Raw genomic sequence first — 21,816 nt, 5'->3', positions numbered from 1 at the left:
CCTTTACTCGCCTGTAGCACTCGGGGCGCTGGCGCGTTTGCGCTTGGAACCGCTGCTGCGGCGACGTTTGCGCGGAGCACCGCTGGCGTCATCGCCCTTGCCGCTGAGGTCGCGGATCATGTCGCGACGTTCACTGTCGTTGGCGTCCTGATAATCCGTCCACCATTCACCGAGGCCATCGGTCTCTTCGCCAGCGCTTTCACGCAGCAACAGGAAGTCGTAACCGGCACGGAAACGCGGGTTGTCCAGCAACAGGTCAGCGCGTTTGCCGCTGCGCCGTGGCAGACGCTCCTGCATGTCCCAGATCTCGCGGATCGGCATGGTGAAGCGTTTCGGAATCGCAATGCGCTGGCACTGTTCGGCGATCAGCTCGTGGGCGCCCTCCTGCATCGCCGGAATCGGCGGCATGCCGCGTTCTTGCAAGCGCAACACGCGGGCCGGCAGAGCAGGCCACAGCAGCGCGGCAAACAGGAACGCCGGGGTCACCGGTTTGTTCTGCTTGATGCGCAGGTCAGTGTTGGTCAGCGCTTCGCTGATCAGCGTGTGGGTGTATTCCGGGTTGTGTTCCAGCGCATCGGCACTGGCCGGGAACAGCGGGGCGAACAGTTGCAGGTCGACCAGCATTTCAAAGGTGATCGCGCCGTGTCCTGAGAGGAACAGCTTTAGCACTTCTTCGAACAGACGCGCCGAAGGGATCTCGCGCAGCATTGGCGCCAGTTCACGAATCGGCTGCACGGTGTGCTTCTCGATGCCGAAGTTGAGCTTGGCGGCGAAACGCACGGCACGCAGCATGCGCACCGGGTCTTCCTGATAGCGCTGCTTCGGATCGCCGATCAGGCGGATCAGGTGATTGCGGATGTCGTGTACGCCGTTGGCGTAATCGAGGATGCGCTCACTGACCGGATCGTAATACAGGGCGTTGATGGTGAAGTCGCGGCGTTGCGCGTCTTCTTCCAAGGTGCCGTAAACGTTGTCGCGCAGAATCCGCCCGCTCTCGTTACGCGAGGACTGGTTGCTGTCTTCGTCGTCTTCGTTGATCGGGTGGTTGGCGCGGAAAGTCGCGACTTCGATGATTTCGCGACCGAAATGAATGTGCACCAGTTTGAAGCGACGGCCGATGATCCGCGCATTGCGGAATTCGGCACGAACTTGCTCGGGCGTGGCGCTGGTGGCGACGTCGAAGTCCTTGGGCGTGATGCCCAGCAGCATGTCACGCACGCAACCGCCGACCAGATAAGCCTGGTAACCGGCACCTTGCAGGCGTTCGACGATATTCACCGCATAGCGGCTGAATTGCGTTTTCTGCAGCGAATGTTGGCCGCTGTTGAGCACTTCAGGGGTGCTGCGGATGTGTTGCGTACGACGCACGGGAGTCCGGAATGACTGGAACAACTTCTTCAGCATGGGATGCACTGTTTGAAGGAATGTTCGGCCATACCAAAGAATGACCGCATGATGGGCGCAGATTCTAGCATTTAGTCGAGGGATGGTGTAGGACACGGCCGATTTGAGCTGCAAGCCGCAGGCTACAGGCATCGCGCGCGATAAAAATGGGGGATTTTGCAGCGGAGGAGAAACTACAAGGGGAGCCGAAGCTCCCCAAGAAGTAGTTGCGTGCTCTTTTTATTATTGATTCGGGCTTCTTGTTTTTGTTGAGTGCCCTCGCCACGAAGTGTTTCCTTCGTGACCCTCCCAATCGGGAGCCAAGAGCAAACGGATTGCTTTGGTCGCTGAATTGCAGTGATCTCTCGATCCAACCAGTACAGGCTCTGTCTTAGGACAGTTTTTGTTGTTCTCGGCCTGGTCGTGGGGCAAGCCCCAAATACAACGCCTCTCCAAAAGAATCAGTTAGCTGCGCCTCTCGCCGTCTTGTTTTTATTGTGCGTGAGTCGATTCGTCTTATTTTTATTGTCTTGTGCATTGCTTGTTATTGTTCTTGTACTAAACATATAGCAGGGGGCGTGCCAACTTTTGTGAAGCCCAATAAAACAAGGGGTTAGGTCGATATAACCGTTTTGTCGGGGCGAAAAAAAGCCGGGGTTTCGTTACCGATAACCCCGGCTTCTGTTACGTGAATCGACTGCGGTAACAGTTTTTTCACACCTTCAAGCGTTACCCGCACACTCGACAGGTAACGTTCAGCTCTCGCTGGCGACCCCGGTCTTGCGCCGTGGGATGCCCAGACGCTGACGGCGTTCCCACAGACATTTGCGGCTGACGCCCAGTTTGCGCGCCAGTTCGGTCTCGGTCATGTGGTCCTGATGCTCGAGGACGAAGTGCTGGAAGTAGTCCTCCAGCGACAGGTCTTCGGTCGGCTCATGGCTGCTGTTGCTGGCGTTACCGCCCGTTTGCGGTGGCAGACCGATGAACTCGTCGTCCTCCAGATCGCTCAACTCGATGTCGATGCCCAGCAGGTCGGCGGAGATTTCCGGACTTTCGCTCAGAATCACCGCGCGCTCGACCGCGTTCTCCAGCTCTCGCACGTTACCCGGCCAGGAATAATGCCGGATCGCCTGTTCGGCATCCGCGGCAAATTTCAGGTCGGTACGGTTGATGCGAGCGCTCTGGCGAGCGAGGAAAGCCGTGGCGATTTCGTTGACGTCGGCGCCGCGCTCGCGCAGGGCCGGCAGTTTCAGGGCGATCACGTGCAGACGGTAATAAAGGTCTTCACGGAACTGGCCGATTTTCGCCAGGCTCTTCAGGTCCCGGTGAGTGGCCGCGATCAGGCGCACATCGACTTTCTGCGATTGCACCGAGCCGACCCTGCGAATTTCACCTTCCTGCAACACACGCAGCAGGCGCGCCTGAGCTTCCAGCGGCAATTCGCCGATTTCGTCGAGGAACAAGGTGCCGCCGTCTGCCGCTTCAACCAGACCGGCACGCCCGGCGCTGGCGCCAGTGAATGCGCCTTTTTCGTGGCCGAACAGTTCGGACTCGATCAGGCTTTCCGGGATGGCCGCGCAGTTCACCGAAATCATCGGCGCCTTGGCGCGTTTCGACAGGTTGTGCAGGGCGCGGGCCACCAGTTCTTTACCGGTGCCGGACTCGCCCTGGATCAACACATTGGAATCGGTTGGCGCGACTTTGCGGATCTTGCTGTACAGATCCTGCATCGGTGGGCAGGAGCCGATGATGCCGATTTCACCGTTACTGTTGTCGACGGCGGATTTGCCGCTGCCATTGGTCGGTTTGCTGGCAACCGCTTCGCCGGCAGCCGGTGCCGATTGCCGATCACGCAGGATCCGCGCGACAGCTTGAAGCATTTCATCGTGGTCGAAAGGCTTGGCGATGTAGTCCACCGCGCCCATCTTCATCGAGTCGACCGCCGAGCGCAGGCTGGCGTAACTGGTCATGATCAGCACCGGTGTGCCCTGGCCGAGCTTGATCAGCTCGGTGCCCGGCGCGCCCGGCAGACGCAGATCGCTGACGATCAGATCGAACGTAGGAATGGTGAAGCGTTCTTGTGCTTCCTGCACTGAACCGGCTTCGCTGACCTGGTACTGGTTGCGTTCCAGCAGGCGGCGCAAGGCGGAGCGGATAATTGTTTCGTCTTCGACGATCAAAATGTGCGGCATTGATTCGATACTCTCGACGGTCTCAGTTCACAGCGGACGTCGCTTCGACATGACGCGGTAAGGTCACCCGGATACGGGTGCCGCGTTGGCTTTGTACATCAGCCGGGCTGTCGATGGTGATTTGTCCATAATGCTCTTCAACGATGGAATAGACCAGTGCAAGGCCCAGACCGGTGCCTTCGCCAGGATCCTTGGTGGTGAAGAAGGGTTCGAACAATCTATCCATGATGTTCTTCGGAATACCGCTGCCTTCGTCTTCGACGATCAGATCGACCGTGTGTTCGCCGGCTTCGCTCTTGACCCGTACCGCGCTGTGCGGCGGCGAGGCGTCGCGGGCGTTGGAGAGCAGATTGATCAAGACCTGGGCGAGTCGCTGCGGATCGCCTTCGACCCAATGATCAGGATCGCAGAGGTTGTAGAACTGCACTTCGAAATTGCGTCGGTTCAGCGCCAGCAGGCCAATCGCATCCTGGGCGACTTCGGCCAGACAAACGGGCTCGTCGCTGTGCTGATGGCTGCCGGCATGGGCGAAGCTCATCAGCGACTGGACGATGCGTGACACACGTTTGGTCTGTTCGAGAATCTGTCCGCTGATTTCCGTCAGCTCGCCGTCGTCTTCACGTTCTTCGCGCAGGTTTTGCGCTAGACAGGCGATGCCGGTGATCGGATTGCCGATTTCGTGGGCCACACCGGCCGCAAGGCGACCAATGCTGGCCAGGCGCTCGGAGTGCACCAGTTTGTCTTCGAGCATCTGCGTTTCGGTCAAATCTTCAACCAGTAACACCAAGCCACTGTTACCCGGTGCCAGCGGTTCATCGATGGCCGCTTTGTGCAGATTCAGCCAACGAGTCTGGCCGTCGAGGGCCAGATGCTGTTTGTGCAAATGCTCGTCCGGCAGATCGATGAAACCTTGCAGCAGACCTTTCCACGGCTCGCCGATGGTACTCAGGCGCGAACCGACCACACGCTGCGCGGCGATCCCGGTGAGTTCTTCCATGGCCTTGTTCCACATCAGGATCTCTTGATCCTTGGCCAGCGAGCAGACGCCCATCGGCAATTCCTGCAGGGTCTGGCGGTGGTAACGACGCAGGGCATCGAGTTCGGCGGCCAGGCCAGTGAGGCGCGAGTGGTAATCCTCAAGGCGGCTTTCGATGAAGTGGATGTCTTCGGTCACATAGTTTTCGCCGCCGGCCTTGTACGGCAGGAAGGTTTCCACCATATCCTGCGCCACGCTCGGGCCCATCAGGCCGGAGAGGTTGGCTTCGATGCGGTCACGCAAACGGCGCAAGGCGTACGGGCGGCGTTCGTCGAACGGCAGATAAAGATCACGCAGCGCTTGCTCGACTTCCTTCTGTGCAGCCTTGGCACCCAACGGTTTCGCCAGTTGTGTAGCGAATTCCTGGGGGGAGGCGGCGTGCAGTTCGCGCCGTTGCGGGCGACGAACGTTATCCACAGCGCAGGCTTCGGCAGCGCTGGCTTCTTCGGGACTGGCGTTGGTGAACAGCGAGATCAGGGTGAACATCAATACGTTGGCCGCCAGCGAGGCGATCGCGGCCATGTGCCAACTGGTGTCGTCGAGCACGTAAATCATGTTCAGCAGCGGAATGTAGAAACCCTGCAGATTGCCGACCAGCGGCAACAGCATGGTCACTACCCAGACCAGAATCCCCGCCAGCAGACCGGCGATAAAGCCGCGACGGTTGGCAGTCGGCCAATACAGTACCGACAACACGCCGGGCAGGAATTGCAGGGTCGCGACAAACGCGACGATGCCGAGGTTGGCCAGATCCTGCTCGGCGCCGAGCATCAGGTAGAAACCGAAACCGGCCATGATGATCGCGACGATCAATGCGCGGCGGGTCCACTTCAGCCAGCGGTAGATATTGCCTTCGGCCGGTGGCTGATAAAGCGGCAGCACCAGGTGGTTCAACGCCATGCCTGAGAGTGCCAGCGTAGTGACGATGATCAGGCCGCTGGCCGCCGACAGACCGCCGACATAGGCGAGCAACGCCAGCGGCTTGCTGTTGGCAGCGATACCAATGCCGAGGGTGAAGTATTCCGGGTTGGTCGTGGCGCCCAGTTTCAGGCCGGCCCAGAGAATCAGCGGCACCGCCAGGCTCATCAGCAGCAGGAACAGTGGCAAGCCCCAGCTCGCACTGACCAGCGAGCGCGGATTGAGGTTTTCGGTAAACGTCATGTGATACATGTGCGGCATCACGATCGCCGAGGCGAAGAACACCAGCAACAACGTGCGCCACGGGCCTTCCTGCAATGGCGTGTGCAGGGCGGCGAGGGCGGTCTGGTTTTGCAGCAGCCACAGTTCAAGTTGTTGCGGGCCGTCGAACACGCCGTACAGCGCATACAAACCGACGCCGCCGAGGGCAACCAGTTTGATCACCGATTCAAAGGCAATCGCGAACACCAGGCCTTCGTGCTTCTCGCGGGTGGCGATATGCCGGGAGCCGAAGAAAATCGTGAACAGGATGATCAGCGCACAGAACGCCAACGCCACGCGGCTCTGAATGGGCTCGCCGGTGAGGATGCCGATGGAGTCGGCCACCGCTTGAATCTGCAGCGCCAGCAACGGCAGCACACCGATCAGCATGAAAATCGTGGTCAGCGCGCCCGCCCAGGTGCTGCGAAAGCGGAAGGCAAACAGATCGGCCAGCGAAGACAGTTGATAAGTACGGGTGATCTTCAGAATCGGATAAAGCAACACCGGCGCCAGCAGAAACGCGCCAGACACGCCAAGGTAACTGGACAGAAAACCGTAACCGTACTGATAGGCAAGCCCCACCGTGCCGTAGAACGCCCAGGCACTGGCGTAAACACCCAGTGACAGGGTGTAGGTCAGCGGGTGGCGAATGATCGCGCGCGGGATCATGCCCCGTTCGCTGATCCAGGCAACGCCGAACAGCACCGCCAGGTACGCGGCGCTGACCAGGATCATCTGGGTCAGGCTAAAGCTCATCGGCATCTTTTTGGCTCTGCAGGATGAAGGTTACGACAATCAGGATCAGCCAGAGCAGATAGGGGCGATACCAGGCGCCCGTAGCGTCGATCCACCAATCCATGATGGCGGGGGAAAACAGATAGATCCCCACGACTAAAAGCAGGACCAAGCGATAGATGTACATCCCGGCCTCTCTTTTTTATGCGCGTGCCCGAAAACGTGCGGCGATGGTAACGGATGGGTGGACGACTGCAAGTGTCGTCATTGCAGTTGCGCCTCGGGCAGGGTCAGTGTGCGCGGGATCTTTGTCGCATCCCAGTGCGCGCTGCCCCACGCCAGCAACTCTTGCGGCGTGGCGTGAGCCAGTTCGGCGTCGGGGTTTTGCCCCAAGGCGCGCAGGGCGCGCAGCAACAGTGGCGTGGCTTGATCCGCTTCAAGCGGCGGCGAGCGGTAGGACTTGCCGAGCTTGTTGCCGTCCGGCTGGATGATCAGCGGCAGGTGCAGGTAGCGCGGCTGGCGCAGGCCCAGGAGTTCCTGCAGATAGAGCTGGCGCGGTGTCGAGTCGAGCAGGTCGGCACCGCGGACGATGTCGGTGATGCCTTGCCATGCATCGTCGAGCACCACGGCCAATTGATAGGCGTAAAGCCCGTCGCGGCGGCGGATCACGAAATCGCCAACGTCGCGGCCCAGATGCTGACGGTATTCGCCCTGCACTCGGTCGATGAAGTGGTATTCCAGCTCTGGCACGCGCAGGCGGATCGCCGCATTTTGCTGGTCATGGCCGGCATTGCGGCACAGGCCCGGATAAATGCCGTTGTACGGTTCAAGCTGTTTGCGCGAGCAGGTGCAGGCGTAAGCGAGGCCGTGATTGAACAGGCTGTTGAGCACGTCGGCGTAGGCGTCATGTCGATCGCTTTGACGCACCATGTCGCCGTCCCATTCGAAGCCGTAACTTTCCAGTGCCTTGAGGATCGCGGTTTGCGCGCCAGGTTCTTCACGGGGCGGATCGAGATCTTCCATGCGCACCAGCCAGCGACCGCCGACCGAGCGAGCGTCGAGGTAAGAGGCGAGGGCGGCAACCAGCGAACCGAAGTGCAAGTGGCCACTGGGGGTTGGGGCGAAGCGGCCGATGTAGGCGGGGGATGTTTTGGCAGTCATGAAGACGAAACTACTTTTCAGGCTATACGCAGGTCAACCTGTAGGAGTGAGCCTGCTCGCGATATCGGTGTGACATTCAACACCGATATTGACCGACCCACCGCTATCGCGAGCAGGCTCACTCCTACAAAAGGCAAAAGGCAAAAGGCAGAAACAAAAACGGAGCGTTCGCACGCTCCGTTTTTTGTTCAGGTCGCGATTACTTGCCGACCTGCTTTTCCTTGATCTCAGCCAGGTTCTTGCAGTCGACGCACATGTCGGCGGTAGGACGGGCTTCAAGGCGCTTGACGCCGATCTCGATGCCGCACGAATCGCACCAGCCGTATTCGCCGTCTTCGATCAGTTGCAGTGTCTTGTCGATCTTCTTGATCAGCTTGCGCTCGCGATCACGGGCACGCAGTTCAAGGGCGAACTCTTCTTCCTGACTGGCACGGTCGGCCGGGTCGGGAAAGTTGGCCGCTTCGTCCTTCATGTGATCAACAGTTCGGTCGACTTCCTGCATCAAGTCCAGTTTCCACTTGGTCAGGATCTTGGTGAAGTGCGCGCGCATGGGTTTGCCCATGTACTCTTCGTCTTTGGCCTGAACGTAAGGTTCGAAGCCACTGATCGCCGTTTGCTGCTGTTGCTTTGCTTGGGTGGGCATGAAATGGACCGCCTCTACTCTTGTAATCCATTGCGCAGGATTGCTCCATCACCGACACCTGCCGGCCCTGCGGCTGCAAGCGGGCGAACTTACCAGATCAATTCGGCCTGCGCTACTCCCGGATGTCGAGGCCCCGGCGGGTGGCGCTTGCAAATGTTTGGCAAGCCGTGTCTGGTGGTGTTGAAGACCTGTTCAATCACTGATTTTAGTCAATCCTGGAGCGTACGCTCATATCGTTACAGTCCAGCGTTCTTGAGGCTGTGACCGCTGCGGGTTCTCGCTCGTTCCGGCAGATGGGTAGAATCGTCTCTTTTTCCCTGCCGAAGGAAAACCAATGGCTCAGCCTTACAGTGCGCGCAGTCGTGCGATCGAACCGTTCCATGTAATGGCGCTGCTGGCGCGGGCCAATGAATTGCAGGCTGAAGGCCACGACGTGATCCATCTGGAGATCGGCGAGCCGGACTTCACCACTGCCGAGCCGATCATCCGCGCGGGGCAGGCTGCACTGACGGCGGGCAAGACCCGCTACACCGCCGCGCGCGGCATTCCCGAGTTGCGCGAAGCGATTGCCGGGTTTTACCAATCGCGCTATGGCCTGAACATCGATCCGCGACGGATTCTGATCACGCCGGGTGGCTCCGGCGCGTTGTTGTTGGCCAGTGCGTTGCTGGTCGATCCCGGTAAACACTGGCTGCTGGCGGATCCGGGTTACCCGTGCAACCGGCACTTCCTGCGTTTGGTCGAAGGCGCGGCGCAGTTGGTGCCGGTGGGGCCGGACGTGCGTTATCAACTGACTCCTGATCTGGTCGAGCGGCATTGGGATCATGACAGCGTCGGCGCACTGGTCGCTTCGCCGGCCAACCCGACCGGGACGATCCTGACCCGGGATGAGCTGGCCGGGTTATCCACAGCCATCAAGGCCAAACACGGGCATCTGGTGGTGGACGAGATCTATCACGGTCTGACCTACGGCACCGATGCCGCCAGCGTGCTGGAAGTCGATGACAGCGCTTTTGTCCTGAACAGTTTCTCCAAGTACTTCGGCATGACCGGCTGGCGTCTGGGCTGGCTGGTCGCGCCGGAGGCGGCGGTCAGTGATCTGGAAAAGCTCGCGCAGAACCTCTACATCAGCGCCCCGAGCATGGCGCAATACGCTGCATTGGCGTGTTTCGAACCGGACACCATCGCCATTCTGGAAGAGCGCCGCGCAGAGTTCGGTCGTCGTCGCGATTTCCTCCTGCCGGCCCTGCGCGAGTTGGGTTTCAACATCGCCGTGGAGCCGGAAGGCGCTTTCTATCTCTACGCCGATATCAGCCAGTTCGGCGGCGATGCCTTCGCGTTCTGCCGACATTTCCTCGAAACCGAGCACGTTGCCTTCACTCCGGGTCTGGATTTCGGTCGCTATCAGGCCAGTCACCATGTGCGTTTTGCCTACACGCAAAACCTCCCGCGCTTACAGGAAGCGGTGGAGCGCATCGCGCGTGGCTTGAAGAGCTGGCAAAGCTGATGCGCTTTTATCCCCCTCTGGAAGAGGCGCGACTGATCCGTCGTTACAAGCGTTTTCTTGCCGATATCGAAACCGTTAGCGGCGAGTTGCTGACCATTCACTGCCCAAACACCGGTTCGATGCTCAATTGCCAGGTCGAGGGCGGGCAGGTCTGGTTCAGCCGCTCCAACGATCCGAAACGCAAATTGCCCGGCACTTGGGAAATTGGCGAAACCCCGCAGGGCCGTTTGTTCTGCGTCAATACTGCTCGTGCCAACGGGTTGGTCGAAGAGGCGTTACAGGCGGGCGTGATCACCGAGTTGAACGGCTTTACCGCGTTGAAGCGTGAAGTCGCCTACGGGCAGGAAAAGAGCCGTATCGATTTCCGTCTCGAATACCCGAGTGGCCCGGCTTATGTGGAAGTGAAAAGTGTCACCCTGGGTTTCGACGGTACAGCGGTGGCGGCGTTTCCCGATGCCGTGACCCAGCGTGGCGCCAAGCATCTGCGCGAGTTGGCACATCTGGCGCGGGACGGAATTCGGGCGGTGCAGTTGTATTGCGTCAATCTGAGCGGGATTGAAGCGGTGCGGCCGGCGAAGGAAATCGATTCGGCCTACGCCGATGCGCTTCTCGAAGCGGTCGCTTGTGGCGTTGAGGTTCTGGCATATGGCGTGCGGCTGGACCATGAAGAGATGGTCATCGACCGGCGTCTCGACGTGCTGCTTAACGGTTAAACATCGATCCACAGGCCTTGCGCATCTTCACGGCAATTGATGGCGGTGAGTGCTTGCCCGGCGCAAGGCCCGGCAACGCATTCACCGTCCTCGATCAGAAACAGTGCGCCGTGGGTGGCGCACTGGATCAGGCTGTTGCTCGGGTCGAGAAACTGGTCAGGTTGCCATTCCAGCCCGACGCCACGGTGTGGGCAGCGATTGAGATAAACGTACGCTTGCCCATTGCGGCGCACGGCGAACAGCTTGTTTCCGTTGACTTCAAAGCCACGGCTGGCCGCTTCGGCGAGTTCAGTGCCCGCGCAGAGAAACTTCATGGCTATCCTCTAATGTCCGCTCGTGTCCGGATATGTCCGAGCTTGACGTTTAAATGCAAACAATTATCAAATGGCGGCCTTCGCCCGCAGGCGGCTGGCAGATGTCGAGGATACTTGGCCTGCCATCCTGATGCCCGGGAAAAACCTTATTCAAGGAAGCTGTGTATGCGCCTGAGTACCCGCGTTGCCGTGCTGTGTGTCGGACTTTTGGTCAGCCACCAGGCTGCAGCGGCTGATTTGCCGCAACGTTGGGTCAGCGCTGGCGGTGCGCTGTCGGAGTGGGTCAGTGCCTTGGGCGGTGAGTCGAAACTGGTTGGCGTCGATACCACCAGTCAACATCCAGAGTCGTTGAAGTCGCTGCCGAGCATTGGTTACCAACGCAGTCTTTCAGCAGAGGGCATTCTCAGTCTGCGTCCGGACATTCTCATCGGCACTGAAGAAATGGGGCCGCCGCCGGTTCTGTCACAAGTCAAAGCGGCCAAGGTCCAGGTGGTGTTGTTCTCGGCTCAACCGGATCTGCCGACGCTGGAGAAAAACGTCACTCATCTGGGGCAGTTGCTCGGCACAGAAGCCCAGGCAAAGCAGCTACTGCAAAGTTATCAACAGCAGCTCGATGCGCAGAAGGTGCGGGTTGCAGATGCGCAGTCCAAACACAAAGCGCCGGGTGTTCTGCTGTTGCTTGGGCATGCCGGTGGCAAACCGTTGATCGCCGGCAAGGACACCGCCGCTGACTGGCTGCTGCAACAGGCGGGCGGACATAATCTGGCAACTCACACGGGTTACAAGCCGTTCTCCGTAGAGTCCCTCGCCAGCCTCGATCCTGAAGTGCTGGTGTTCGCCGACCGTGCGTTGACCGGTGAGGCGGCGAAAGCGGCGCTGTTCAAGGAAAATCCTATTCTCGATTCAAGCCGCGCGGCCAAGGCCGGGCGCGTGCTGGAGCTGGATCCGACCCTGCTGGTCGGTGGGCTCGGGCCGCGTTTGCCGGCAGCGCTGAAAACCCTGACTGACGGTTTCTACCCGGCCAAGAGCGGCCAATGACCACACTGGTAAAACCCCGTGGCTTGTTCATTGGCCTGACGCTTCTGTGTTTGCTGTCGATTTGGCTGTCGTTGGCGTTGGGGCCGGTGAGCCTGCCGCTGATCGATACGTTGCGCGCAGCTTTGCGCATGCTCGGCGTGCCGTTGGCGCCGGACGGACTGGAGCAGGCTGAACTGATCCTCGGGCAGATTCGTCTGCCGCGAACCCTGCTCGGGCTGGCGGTCGGTGGTGTCTTGGCGTTGTCCGGCGTGGCGATGCAGGGCTTGTTTCGCAATCCGTTGGCGGATCCGGGATTGGTCGGTGTTTCCAGCGGCGCGGCATTGGGCGCAGCGATCGCGATTGTCGGCGGTTCGCTTTTTGGCGGTCTGCCGGAATGGTTCGGGCCGTATCTGCTGTCGGTCTGCGCGTTTCTCGGCGGACTCGGTGTGACGGCTCTGGTCTATCGCCTCGGCCGCCGTAATGGCCAGACCAATGTCGCGACCATGTTGCTCGCTGGCATTGCCCTGACGGCGTTGGCCAGTTCCGCGGTCGGGCTGTTCACATATCTGGCGGATGACGCGACGCTGCGTACGCTGACCTTTTGGAACCTTGGCAGCCTCAATGGCGCCAGTTACGCGCGGCTCTGGCCATTGCTGATCATCAGCGCCGGTGTCGCGCTGTGGTTACCGCGGCGGGCGAAAGCGCTGAATGCCTTGCTGCTCGGCGAGTCCGAGGCTGGGCATCTGGGCATCGATGTCGAACGGCTCAAGCGTGAACTGGTGTTCTGCACGGCGCTGGGGGTTGGCGCAGCAGTGGCGGCCGCCGGGATGATCGGTTTTGTCGGGCTGGTGGTGCCGCATCTGGTGCGCTTGCTGGCGGGGCCGGATCACAAGGTATTGCTGCCGGCCTCGGTGCTGGCGGGGGCGAGCCTGTTGCTGTTGGCTGATCTGGTCGCGCGGCTGGCGCTGGCGCCGGCGGAGTTGCCGATCGGCATCGTCACCGCGTTTATCGGTGCGCCGTTCTTCCTTTATCTGCTGCTGCGAGGACGCGCCTGATGTTGCGTGCGCAAAATCTGCACATCCATCGAGGTCGCGAGACCGTGCTCAGCGATGTCACGCTGCAACTTGAGTCGGGTGAAGTGCTCGGCGTACTCGGGCCGAACGGTGCTGGCAAAAGTACCTTGTTGGGCGCCTTGTGCGGTGAATTGGCGGCGAGCGCGGGCGGGATTTCACTCGACGGCCAAGCGTTGAGTCACTGGACCGGCCCGCAGCGCGCGCAGCGATTGGCGGTGTTGCCTCAGGTGTCGACGCTGGATTTTGCTTTTCGCGTCGAAGAAGTGGTGGGCATGGGCCGCTTGCCTTGGCAAAGCGGGCGGGTGCGCGATGACGAAATCATCGCGGCGGCATTGGCGGCGGCGGATGCCGGGCACTTGAGCGGTCGCAGTTATCTGGCGCTGTCCGGTGGCGAGCGTCAGCGTGTGCATCTGGCGCGGGTGTTGGCGCAGCTCTGGCCGGGGCAGGCCGGGCAGACGTTGCTGTTGGATGAGCCGACGTCAATGCTTGATCCGCTGCATCAGCACACCACGTTGCAGGCGGTGCGCGAGTTTGCCGATCGTGGCGCAGCGGTGTTGGTGATCCTGCATGATCTGAATCTGGCGGCGCGTTATTGTGATCGCATCCTGCTGCTTGAAGGCGGTCGCCCGGTGGCGCTGGATACACCGCAGCAGGTTTTGCGACCGGACACGCTCCAGGCCGTATTCGGTCTCGAAGTGTTGGTGCAGCCGCACCCGGAGCGTGGGCATCCGCTGATCATCGCCCGCTGACTTTCATCGAGGTGGTGACATGCGTGGGATGTGGTTAATGGCGGTGTTGGTGCTTGCCGGGTGTCAGCATGCTGTTGCGCCACCGCCGGTCAGTGGCGAGATTCGCGATCTGCGCAGTGGTCAGGTGCTGACGGCGCAGCAGTTGCTGACGCGACTTGCTGAGCCCGAGCAATTGATTATTGGCGAGCAGCATGACAATGCCGATCATCACGCCGTGCAGTTGTGGGTATTGCGCTCGCTCGGTGAGCAACGGCCGCAGGGCAGCCTGTTGCTGGAAATGCTTACGCCGGATCAGCAGCCTCGCATTGATCAAGTGCATCAGTCGATAACGCCGCCCGCTGACCTGCCTGGTGCATTGGCCTGGCAGGACGGCTGGGACTGGAACCTCTACGGGCCGATTGTCCGCTTCGCCCTCACTCAGCCGTATCCACTGCTGGCGGCAAATCTGAATAGCGCCGAAATCCGCACCGTCTATCGCAACCCACCAGTGTTGAAGGGGGAGCGCAGCAATGCCGAGTCGGTGAAAACGCTGTTGTTGGAACAGATCAGCGATTCCCACTGTGGCTTGCTGCCTGAATCACAGATGCCCGCCATGCTGGCCGTTCAGCAACAACGTGATCGGCGTATGGCTGAGCGTCTGCTGGCAGCGCCCAGACCTTCAATCTTGCTGGCTGGCGCGTGGCATGCGCGCAAGGATGTTGGCGTGCCGCTGCATGTTGTGGATTTGGGCGCCACAGAGACTCCGACAGTGCTGATGCTGGCAGAGCAGGGCGCCGAAGTGACCGCCACGATGGCCGACTACGTTTGGTATACGCCTGCAACACCAAAACAGGATTACTGCGAGCAGATGCGCAAACAGTTCGGCAAATGACTTTTCCACGGGCAAAAAAAGACCCGGTAAAAAACCGGGTCAAATAACCGTGATTAGCCTGATGAGGAGATAATCTGAGAGTCCGAACCAAGGGCTTTTCAGAATATCGACTGATCTCGCGACCAGTTGTGATAATCATAGCGATTCTCATTAGCGCGTCAACAACTGTTTTCTCATTTCTTTGATTTAGTCTTGGAAATGGCCGTAATGGCCCGGAAACAAAGGACATGGCGTCAGGTTCTGTTTGCGCTCAATTGGGTCACTTGCTTGTTCAATTGGCCGATCCGCCGCGCCATGCTCTCGATCAGGCTGTGGGCGATCTTTGGATTAGTGCGGGTCATGCTCAGGAATTGATCACCGGGAATCAGCATCACGGTGCTTGCCTCTCGGACAATGACCGTGGCATTGCGCGGCTCGCCAGTGAACACGGCCATGGCACCGAAAATCTCGTCCTTGGCCACGTCGCCAACCTTCTGCCCGTCTACAAATGCTTCGGCATGCCCCTCGATAATTACGAATACATGGTCAGCCGCGTCACCCTGCCTGATCAGCGTTTCACCCGCCTCGACCCGCTTGAAGCCATTGGTGCTGCGAAACTCGCGCGGTTTCAGCTCCGCGACGGCATGGGCAAGGATCGCCACTTGCCCCAGCAGATACTCGAGAAACTGTTCTGCCCGACGAGAGTCAGCAAATAAATGCTGGAAGACTTCCGGACGTCGATAGGGTGTCAAACGTAACGTGCCCTCACTGCATAAGCGGCAATCCGCCCAGTCGTCTCCCTGCTGAAGGCCGATCACATCGCCCTCCTGCCAATAAAACAGTGGCCGGGTTCCGATGCAGCCATTGATCACACCGTCATTGAGCAGAAACAACTGATCAGCGGGTAACTGCGGTATCAGATCGTCCGTCGCGTCAAGTTGCAGAACCGGCCCGCAAGGCAACAGATCGCGCAGCCACAGCGAGGGCAAGCTCTGCAAACTGTTGATCAAGGCATCGACGTGAGCCGATTGTTCCCCCAGTAAATACATGACGGTCTATGCCCGTTCAGTTCTTGTGGCGCGAGGAAATGGCTTCGAGTTGTTTGTTCAGGGCGTCCTTGCGTTCGGCGGGGATGTCGTTCCAGTGCACATCCATCAGCGCGCCTTCGATCGCATACAACAACACCTTCGATGCGCGAAACCCGCGGGTACGCACGGCCCGGTAGGCGTCCACCGCGCCCAGGCGACGCAAGTCCGAGGCGCTGTGGATGCCCACGGCATGCAGCCACTGCGCCGACGTCTTGCCAAGATTCTTCAGGTGTTGCAGTTCATCATTCATCAAGCCTCCTTGCGACGGCCGAATGGTGCGTGGGCGAGCTTCTCAGGAGTGTAGCCATCAGTAGGAAAAGCGTGGTTGTTTGGTCGGATTCAACGCAAACGCTTCTAAGAAAGGGCGCTTGAACGGCCTGCGAACGCAGATGAGGAGGGGGGAACACAAATCAATGTAGGAGTGAGCCTGCTCGCGATAGCGGACTGGCAGGCACACATGTGTTGAATTTTAAACCGCTATCGCGAGCAGGCTCACTCCTACAGGGAAGGCGTTGTGTCAGGGAGCGATGAGGCGATCAGCGGGTGCGATAACGCAAACGCGTACCGAAATTCATCGACATCAGAATTTCGTCAGCACTCAGCTCCGGCGGGAAATACGCCCCGGAAATCTGTGCGTGAGCCAGGCTTGCACCTTCCAGCGATGCTTTACGGAAATCGATGCCACGTAAATCGGCGGAACGGAAGTACGCGTCCCGGAAATCCACGCCATCGGCGTTCAGTTCGCGCAGATCGAGACCACGGAAATCGCCGCCGACCATGTCGATCGGGCCGTCCTGTGGACGCTCCTTGTTGAAACCTGTGATGTCATCTTTGTGCAGCAAGGCATACAGCGGGGTGTCGAGAAGTTTCGGCTGGCTCATGTCATATCACCGTTGGTTTTATGACGCCAGTATAGTGCCACTATTTGACGGCCGTGAAGCAAGCGAGGGCTTCACGGCCGAAATAGTTTCTTACAGGCCTGGCAGGCGCTGACGAATCTGCGCAACCACGGTGTCCAGCGTGCCGGACTCATTGGTCTGCACGCGTTTGCTGCGCAGGATTTCTTCCGGCGTCAGCGCTTCGCGGTTGGCCTGCTGCGCTTCGATCACGGCCAGCGTAGCGTCGGACGGATCCTGTTTGTCCGCCTGACGAATCGCCAGCCAGCTCTCGATCACCGCTTGCGGCGCGTTGCAGTCGAGGATCAGGAACGGTGTGCCGGTGGCTTCGGCAATTTTTGCCGCGTTGTCGCGTTGTTCGCGCTTCAGATAAGTCGCATCGATCACCACCGGGAAACCGGCGTGCAGGATCACTTCAGCGATTTCATGCAGGCGCGCGTAGGTCGCGACGCTGGCATCGGCACTGTAAATGCCGGCCTGCACGTCGTTGGCAACAGTTTGCTCGCCGAACAGACGCTTGCGTTCTACGTCCGAACGCAGACGAATGGCGCCCAGCGCTTCGACCAGACGCATGGCCACGTGGCTCTTGCCGACAGCGGAAACGCCGTGGGTGATCGCCATGAAGCGCGACGGAATGGTGCTGTAGCTTTCCGCCAGGTTGGCGTAGTTGCGGTACTGGCGCAGGGTGGTGGCGCGCTGCACCGGAGTCGCGTCCGCCGGCATGCTGAACAGCGCAACCTTGGCGCGCACCAGTGCGCGGTAGGCTTTATAGAAGTTCAGCACTTCCAGGCCCTGATAGTCGCCAGTCAGTTCCAGGTATTGGCTGATGAAGCGGCGCGCCAGGGATTTCAGGCCGCGGTCTTCCAGATCCATCGCGAGGAAACCGGTGTCGGCCCAGACGTCAGTGAAGCGGAACGGTTCGTTGAACTCGATGCAGTCGAAGATCACCACTTTGCCGTCGATGACGGTGGCGTTGCCCAAGTGGATATCGCCGTGGCACTCACGGGTAAAACCTTCGACCTTGCGTTGGGCGAACAACGGCTTGAGACGTTCGAAGCTGCTTTCGGCCCAGGCTTTCAACGCGTCGAGTTGCAGCAGATCGTTTTTGTCGCTGAGGAACGGCAGGATCTGCTCAAAGTTTTGTGAGACCGGCGCCATCACGCTGTCCGGGGTGCCGGCGTCGTGTTCAGCCGGGACTTTTGGCGCGGCGAGGTGGAAGCGCGCAATCTGCTCGGCCATCTCGTCGATGTGCTGGGTGGTCAGCTCGCCGTTGGCTTGCAGGGTGCTGAGCAAACCGCTCTGCGGGAACTGGCGCATTTTCAGCACATATTCGATGGCCGGGCCGTCGCCGCCCAGTTGCGGTGCCTCAACGCTGCCGGTCACCGGCAACACTTCCAGATACAAATCATCGGTCAGACGCTGGTTCAGACGCAGCTCTTCAGCGCAGAAATGCGCGCGCGATTCGAGGCCGGTGAAGTCGAGGAAGCCGAAATTCACCGGCTTCTTCACTTTATAAGCGAACGGGCCAGTGAGAATCACCCACGAGATATGCGTTTCGATGACCTGAAACCCTTCGACAGGGTGCGGGTAGAGGGCCGGGTTTTGCAGGGCAGCGATCAGTGACTGGCTCACGGGCGATCCTTCAGAGACTGGGGGAAATTCGAGGCGGCCATTATGGCCGCTCGCCAGCCTGACGCAAACCTCGGAGCGCTCCTGTTGAGGATGAATAAAGTGCGTATAATCCGCCGCCATGACTCGAACTCGATCCCCCCGTACCAAGAAAAAACCACCCTCCAAGGGCCTTAGCCCATGGTTGAGCTGGGCCATTAAACTCAGTCTGGTCGGCCTTGTCGTGCTGGCCGGCTTCGCCGTTTACCTCGATGCCGTGGTGCAGGAGAAGTTCTCCGGCAAGCGCTGGACCATTCCGGCGAAGGTTTACGCGCGCCCGCTCGAGCTGTTCGTCGGACAAAAGCTCAGCAAGGACGATTTCCTTACCGAACTCGATGCCCTCGGCTATCGCCGCGAAGCCGTGAGCAATGGCCCCGGTGCAGCGGCCGTCAGCGGCAATACTGTCGATCTCAATACCCGTGGCTTCCAGTTTTATGAAGGCCTGGAAAAACCGCAGCCGGTGCGTGTGCGTTTCTCTGGCGATTATGTGGCTGAGCTGTCGGCGACCAACGGTTCGAAATTGTCCGTTGTGCGCCTCGAGCCGCTGATGATCGGCGGGATTTATCCGAAAAATCTCGAAGACCGCATTCTGATCAAACTCGATCAGGTGCCGCCGTACCTGCTTGAAACTCTGGTGGCTGTCGAAGACCGCGATTACTACAGTCACTGGGGCGTGTCGCCGAAGTCGATTGCCCGCGCTATCTGGGTCAACACCTCGGGCGGCAAGATGACCCAGGGCGGCAGTACGCTGACCCAGCAGTTGGTGAAAAACTTCTACCTGACCAACGAACGCAGCCTGACCCGCAAGCTCACCGAAGCAATGATGGCGATGTTGCTGGAACTGCATTACGACAAGAAGGAAATCCTTGAGGCCTACCTCAACGAAGTCTTCGTCGGGCAGGACGGTCAGCGTGCGGTGCACGGTTTCGGTCTGGCCAGCCAGTTCTTCTTTGGCCAGCCATTGTCCGAGCTGAAACTGCACCAGGTGGCGTTGTTGGTCGGCATGGTCAAAGGCCCGTCCTACTACAACCCGCGTCGCAATCCCGAGCGCGCTCTGGAGCGCCGCAATCTGGTGCTCGATGTGCTTGAGCAGCAAGGCGTGGCAACGGCCGAACAGGTCGAAGCAGCGAAGAAAATGCCATTGGGTGTGACCACGCGCGGCAAACTGGCCGACAGCTCGTTCCCGGGCTTTATCGATCTGGTCAAACGCCAGTTGCGTGAAGACTACCGTGACGAAGACTTGACCGAAGAAGGCCTGCGCATCTTCACCAGCTTCGACCCGATCCTGCAGATGAAAGCCGAGGCGTCGGTCAACGACACCTTCAAACGTCTGTCCGGGCGCAAAGGCTCCGATGATGTGGAAGCGGCGATGGTCGTGACCAATCCGGAAACCGGCGAAGTCCAGGCGATGATCGGCAGCCGTCAGGCCAGTTACGCCGGTTTCAACCGTGCGCTGGATGCGGTGCGACCGATCGGCTCGTTGATCAAGCCTGCGGTTTATCTGACTGCGCTGGAAAAACCGAGCCAGTACACCCTGACCAGTTGGCTATCGGACGATCCGTTGTCGGTCAAAGGCGCAAACGGTCAGGTGTGGAAACCGCAGAACTATGACCGCCGCTCCCACGGCACCGTGTTCCTCTATCAGGGGCTGGCGCATTCCTACAACCTGTCGACCTCGCGTCTGGGTCTGGAAGTCGGCGTGCCTAACGTGCTCAAGACCTTGGGGCGTCTGGGTGTAACGCGCGAGTTCCCGGCCTTCCCGTCGATGTTGCTCGGCGCCGGCGGCATGACCCCGATCGAAGTGGCGACCATGTACCAGACCCTCGCCAACGGTGGTTTCAATACGCCGATGCGCGGGATTCGCAGCGTGCTGACTGCCGAGGGCGAGCCGCTCAAACGTTATCCGTTCCAGATCGAGCAGCGTTTCGATCCGGCGTCCATCTATCTGATCCAGAACGCCATGCAGCGTGTGATGCGTGAAGGTACCGGCAGCTCGGTTTATAACGTCTTGCCGAAGACCCTGACGCTGGCGGGCAAGACCGGTACCAGTAACGATTCGCGGGACAGCTGGTTCGCCGGTTTCAGTCAGGATCTGCTGGCGGTGGTCTGGCTGGGGCGTGATGACAACGGCAAGACACCATTTACCGGTGCGACCGGTGCGTTGCAAGTGTGGACCAGTTTCATGCGCAAGGCCGATCCGCTGCCGCTGGACATGCCGCAGCCGGACAACGTCGTGCAGGCGTGGGTCGATTCGCGTACCGGGCAGGGCTCTGATGCCAACTGCCCGGGGGCGGTGCAGATGCCGTATATTCGCGGCAGCGAACCGCCACCCGGCGCCGCGTGTGCGGGCGAAACGCCTGCTTCCGGCGAGTCGGTGATGGATTGGGTCAAGGGCTGGATGAATTAAGCAAAGAGGGTTTCAAGTGAACAAGTGGTTGATTCCAGCGGTGACCGCCGTGGCTTTGCTCAGCGGCTGCTCTACCGTACAGCGTGGTTCGATTCCGGTGGTTGATTCCGGTACTGCGGTGTCCAACAGCGAACGTATTTCGGCCAATGGCGGTTTCCGCCAAACGACGGTCAAGCGCCCTGCGCAGGGCCAGACTCAGGCGATTCCGCAAGGTGACACTGGCGTGGTCGTGATGGTGCCGGGCGGCGGCGCTGCCGTGTCGACACCGATCAGCGCTTCGCCAATCGTGCCTGGGCCGGCATCCGGCGGTATCACGTCGGGGCCGTACAACCCTTCGCCGGCTGAGTCTGCGCCGATCAACTCCGGCAGCTACAGCATGCCATCGACGCCGAGCGGCATTCCTTCGGCGAGCAGTGGCGGCGGTCTGTCGGCCGATGAGCAACTGGACGGTCCGGTACTCGCTTTGCTGACCACTGCGCAGCAGCAACAGGCCGGCGGCGACCTCAACGGTGCATCGTCCAGCCTTGAGCGAGCCCAGCGTGTCGCTCCGCGTGAGCCGCAAGTGCTTTATCGCCTGGCGCAGGTGCGCATGGCTCAAGGTGATGCGCCGCAAGCCGAGCAGTTCGCCCGTCGTGCGCTGACCATGGCCAACGGTCGCCCGGACCTGCAAGCCAACCTGTGGGAAATCATCGCTCAGTCCCGCGAGAAACAAGGCGATTCCGCCGGTGCCGCTCAGGCCCGTCAGAAGGCCAAGGTTTCGCTGTAATGGATGCTCGCTTCCCGAAAATCGCCGATCAGCTGTTGCTGATCGAGCGTGAACTGCGCACTCAGGGCTGGTGGGATGAAGTTCAGCCGTCAGCAGAAGCGTTGAGCAGTGTCGAGCCGTTTTCGGTCGATACGCTGGATTTCGAGCAGTGGCTGCAATGGATCTTCCTGCCACGCATGAAGATGATCCTCGAACAGGATCTGCCTTTGCCGAACGCCTCGGGGATCCAGGAAATGGCTGAAATGGTCTTCGCCCAGCGCAATGTGCAGGGCAAGGATCGTCAGCTTCAGGTGTTGCTCAAAGAGTTTGACCTGCTGATCACCGCCTCACGTTAACCCCCGATCCTTTTCGGGGCGGGCATCTTTCCCGGTAACCCCGATCTTGTCGGCGTTACACCGGAAACGGTAGGAGCTGCCGAAGGCTGCGATCTTTTGATCCT

20 protein-coding genes are annotated in these 21,816 nt (G+C 59.9%); 9 read left to right on the top strand and 11 right to left on the bottom strand.

Translation table 11 applies throughout. The annotated features are described in order from the left end of the window. Positions 1 to 3 precede the first annotated feature (3 nt). The 6 genes from AC5SEM_RS21235 to dksA form a co-directional block, all read right to left on the bottom strand. On the bottom strand, positions 4 to 1,404 hold the full coding sequence (locus tag AC5SEM_RS21235) for a polynucleotide adenylyltransferase PcnB (RefSeq protein WP_123593232.1): 1,401 nt from the start codon (positions 1,402 to 1,404) through the stop codon (positions 4 to 6). Positions 1,405 to 2,138: 734 nt separating this feature from the next. Then, the gene (locus AC5SEM_RS21230; protein WP_116029779.1) at positions 2,139 to 3,575 is read right to left on the bottom strand and encodes a sigma-54-dependent transcriptional regulator; all 1,437 of its coding nucleotides are present in this window, start codon (positions 3,573 to 3,575) and stop codon (positions 2,139 to 2,141) included. 22 nt (positions 3,576 to 3,597) lie between these two features. Beyond that, positions 3,598 to 6,552 carry a sensor histidine kinase gene (locus tag AC5SEM_RS21225; protein WP_161986513.1) on the bottom strand — a complete coding sequence of 985 codons (2,955 nt, stop codon included), beginning with the start codon at positions 6,550 to 6,552 and terminating at the stop codon, positions 3,598 to 3,600. Beyond that, complete coding sequence (locus AC5SEM_RS21220) at positions 6,536 to 6,712, bottom strand: hypothetical protein (protein ID WP_003176118.1); 177 nt, start codon at positions 6,710 to 6,712, stop codon at positions 6,536 to 6,538. Before AC5SEM_RS21220 ends, AC5SEM_RS21225 begins: the two co-directional genes overlap by 17 nt. A gap of 77 nt (positions 6,713 to 6,789) precedes the next feature. After that, entirely contained in the window at positions 6,790 to 7,686 is an 897-nt protein-coding gene (gene gluQRS, locus AC5SEM_RS21215; RefSeq protein ID WP_495471204.1) for a tRNA glutamyl-Q(34) synthetase GluQRS, read from the bottom strand. A gap of 199 nt (positions 7,687 to 7,885) precedes the next feature. Next, on the bottom strand, positions 7,886 to 8,329 hold the full coding sequence (gene dksA / locus AC5SEM_RS21210) for an RNA polymerase-binding protein DksA (RefSeq protein ID WP_007909922.1): 444 nt from the start codon (positions 8,327 to 8,329) through the stop codon (positions 7,886 to 7,888). Positions 8,330 to 8,663: 334 nt separating this feature from the next. On the opposite strand from dksA, the gene AC5SEM_RS21205 reads away from it, so the two are divergent. Together AC5SEM_RS21205 and sfsA are read left to right on the top strand one after the other, a co-directional pair. Next, positions 8,664 to 9,836: a pyridoxal phosphate-dependent aminotransferase gene (locus tag AC5SEM_RS21205; RefSeq protein WP_495471203.1), complete on the top strand. Its 1,173-nt coding sequence runs from the start codon at positions 8,664 to 8,666 to the stop codon at positions 9,834 to 9,836. Further along, positions 9,836 to 10,549 carry a DNA/RNA nuclease SfsA gene (gene sfsA / locus AC5SEM_RS21200; protein WP_463399896.1) on the top strand — a complete coding sequence of 238 codons (714 nt, stop codon included), beginning with the start codon at positions 9,836 to 9,838 and terminating at the stop codon, positions 10,547 to 10,549. Before AC5SEM_RS21205 ends, sfsA begins: the two co-directional genes overlap by 1 nt. Here the strand turns inward: sfsA and AC5SEM_RS21195 are convergent. Then, on the bottom strand, positions 10,546 to 10,863 hold the full coding sequence (locus AC5SEM_RS21195) for a Rieske (2Fe-2S) protein (protein ID WP_495471202.1): 318 nt from the start codon (positions 10,861 to 10,863) through the stop codon (positions 10,546 to 10,548). The genes sfsA and AC5SEM_RS21195 overlap by 4 nt on opposite strands. Positions 10,864 to 11,028: 165 nt before the next feature. On the opposite strand from AC5SEM_RS21195, the gene AC5SEM_RS21190 reads away from it, so the two are divergent. The 4 genes from AC5SEM_RS21190 to AC5SEM_RS21175 are packed head-to-tail and all read left to right on the top strand — an operon-like array spanning position 11,029 to position 14,573. Beyond that, positions 11,029 to 11,901 carry a heme/hemin ABC transporter substrate-binding protein gene (locus AC5SEM_RS21190; protein ID WP_116029774.1) on the top strand — a complete coding sequence of 291 codons (873 nt, stop codon included), beginning with the start codon at positions 11,029 to 11,031 and terminating at the stop codon, positions 11,899 to 11,901. Positions 11,902 to 11,951: 50 nt separating this feature from the next. Further along, positions 11,952 to 12,935: a FecCD family ABC transporter permease gene (locus tag AC5SEM_RS21185; protein WP_495473493.1), complete on the top strand. Its 984-nt coding sequence runs from the start codon at positions 11,952 to 11,954 to the stop codon at positions 12,933 to 12,935. Then, complete coding sequence (locus tag AC5SEM_RS21180; RefSeq protein ID WP_495471201.1) at positions 12,935 to 13,702, top strand: heme ABC transporter ATP-binding protein; 768 nt, start codon at positions 12,935 to 12,937, stop codon at positions 13,700 to 13,702. The genes AC5SEM_RS21185 and AC5SEM_RS21180 overlap by 1 nt, the downstream gene beginning before the upstream one ends. A 19-nt stretch (positions 13,703 to 13,721) precedes the next feature. Next, complete coding sequence (locus AC5SEM_RS21175; protein ID WP_495471200.1) at positions 13,722 to 14,573, top strand: ChaN family lipoprotein; 852 nt, start codon at positions 13,722 to 13,724, stop codon at positions 14,571 to 14,573. A gap of 233 nt (positions 14,574 to 14,806) precedes the next feature. Here AC5SEM_RS21175 and AC5SEM_RS21170 read toward each other — a convergent pair whose 3' ends face one another. From AC5SEM_RS21170 to AC5SEM_RS21155, 4 genes are all read right to left on the bottom strand, one after another. Further along, positions 14,807 to 15,601, bottom strand: coding sequence for a Crp/Fnr family transcriptional regulator (locus AC5SEM_RS21170; protein ID WP_495471199.1), 795 nt, complete (start codon positions 15,599 to 15,601; stop codon positions 14,807 to 14,809). Between the two features lie 16 nt (positions 15,602 to 15,617). Next, positions 15,618 to 15,890, bottom strand: coding sequence for a TfoX/Sxy family protein (locus tag AC5SEM_RS21165; RefSeq protein ID WP_003228231.1), 273 nt, complete (start codon positions 15,888 to 15,890; stop codon positions 15,618 to 15,620). Positions 15,891 to 16,176: 286 nt separating this feature from the next. Then, positions 16,177 to 16,521 (bottom strand): pentapeptide repeat-containing protein, encoded by a 345-nt coding sequence (locus AC5SEM_RS21160; protein WP_077574553.1) that lies wholly within the window; start codon positions 16,519 to 16,521, stop codon positions 16,177 to 16,179. Between the two features lie 90 nt (positions 16,522 to 16,611). Continuing rightward, positions 16,612 to 18,168, bottom strand: a complete 1,557-nt coding sequence (locus AC5SEM_RS21155; protein ID WP_495471198.1) for a bifunctional aminoglycoside phosphotransferase/ATP-binding protein — start codon at positions 18,166 to 18,168, stop codon at positions 16,612 to 16,614. A gap of 118 nt (positions 18,169 to 18,286) precedes the next feature. On the opposite strand from AC5SEM_RS21155, the gene mrcB reads away from it, so the two are divergent. From mrcB to AC5SEM_RS21140, 3 genes are read left to right on the top strand one after another with little or no spacing between them, the layout of a single operon-like run. Next, complete coding sequence (gene mrcB / locus AC5SEM_RS21150; protein WP_077574551.1) at positions 18,287 to 20,611, top strand: penicillin-binding protein 1B; 2,325 nt, start codon at positions 18,287 to 18,289, stop codon at positions 20,609 to 20,611. 16 nt (positions 20,612 to 20,627) lie between these two features. Continuing rightward, positions 20,628 to 21,377, top strand: coding sequence for a tetratricopeptide repeat protein (locus AC5SEM_RS21145; RefSeq protein ID WP_077574550.1), 750 nt, complete (start codon positions 20,628 to 20,630; stop codon positions 21,375 to 21,377). Beyond that, on the top strand, positions 21,377 to 21,712 hold the full coding sequence (locus AC5SEM_RS21140) for a YqcC family protein (protein WP_495471197.1): 336 nt from the start codon (positions 21,377 to 21,379) through the stop codon (positions 21,710 to 21,712). The genes AC5SEM_RS21145 and AC5SEM_RS21140 overlap by 1 nt, the downstream gene beginning before the upstream one ends. Positions 21,713 to 21,816: the final 104 nt, after the last annotated feature.

This window comes from Pseudomonas sp. CH61 (genome assembly GCF_059429415.1).
The sequence above is the reverse complement of the archived record's forward strand: the minus strand, read 5'-3'. Positions and strand labels throughout refer to the sequence as shown.